Source organism: Campylobacter sp. 1569, from assembly GCF_024723675.1.
GTDB lineage: Bacteria > Campylobacterota > Campylobacteria > Campylobacterales > Campylobacteraceae > Campylobacter_D > Campylobacter_D jejuni_C.
The window spans coordinates 1-1,277 of sequence record NZ_JANQDB010000043.1; the positions used below are offsets into that span (position 1 = coordinate 1).

Below are 1,277 nucleotides of genomic sequence, written 5' to 3' on the forward strand. Positions count from 1 at the left end.
GGTAATTCCACCCAAGTTAAACCAAACATAGCTTTTAAAAGATTTATAGCACCTTGAAGATTTTCGCTTCTAAAAAATATCCACGCGAGATTAATAAAATTAAAAGTTACAAACCATGCAAATATTTTATAAATGATGCTTTCTTTAAATTTTGCATTTAGGGTTATAAATGAATATATTCTATGAAGTACCATAGCTAGTCCATGCAACACTCCCCATATCACAAAACCCCATCCAGCTCCATGCCATACTCCACTTACAAAAGCCACTATAAAAAGATTTCTCAAATTTATAATCTTAGAAACCCTATTACCACCCAAAGGTACATATAGATAATCTTTTAAAAATTTACCTAATGTTATATGCCATCTTCTCCAAAAATCACTTATATTTAATGCTTTATAAGGAGAGTTAAAATTAATAGGAAGTTTTATACTAAAAAATAAAGCTATACCTATAGCCATATCACAATAGCCACTAAAATCAAAATAAAGCTGAAAAGTATAAGATAAAGAAGTTGCCCAAGCTTCAAAAATATTTAAAGCACCTCCATTTTCAACTATCTTAAACCCTGCATTAGCCCAAAGCGCAAAAGAATCAGCAATATATACTTTCTTAAATAACCCCATAGAAAATATAAATAATCCTTTAGCTATATTTTCCCAATTAATAAGAATAGAATTATTCCAAAGCATACTCTTAAATTGAGGCATCATTTCTTTATGATGTACTATTGGACCTGCTATAAGTTGAGGAAAAAATGTTATAAACAAAGCATAATCTAAAATATTTATTTTGTATGTATTTTCACTTTTTAAACTTTCTATATTTGTTCTTTTATAACAATCTACTAAAAAAGCAATTTGTTGAAAAGTAAAAAAAGATATAGCTAAAGGTAGTAATATATGCGGCAAAGGAATATTAAAATCTAGTTGGACTATTTGAAAAAATACATTAAAATTTTCTAAAAGAAAATCAGTGTATTTAAAAAAAGCAAGTAAAGCTAAATTAAAAAACACACCACTACAAAATAACAATTTTACTTTTTTTCTATTAAGTAAAATTAAATTTGCAAGATAAAAATTCACACCCATAGAAAGCAATAAAATCAAAACATATTCAACCTTCCAAAAAGCATAAAAAAATAAACTTGCTAAGACTAAAAATAATTTTGCGCTTTGAATATAATTAAATTTTTTAAGCATATAAAATATAATTAAAACTATAGGTAAAAATATAAATATAAATTCATAAGAACTAAAAACCATTTATACTCC

General features: G+C 25.7%; 1 protein-coding gene. It reads right to left on the reverse strand.

Annotated features, from left to right (window positions below; all coding sequences use genetic code 11):
* On the reverse strand, positions 1–1,268 hold a 1,268-nt coding region (locus CAMP5060_RS08070; RefSeq protein WP_337218203.1), incomplete at its 3' end, for an MBOAT family O-acyltransferase.
* Between the last annotated feature and the right edge of the window lie 9 nt (positions 1,269–1,277).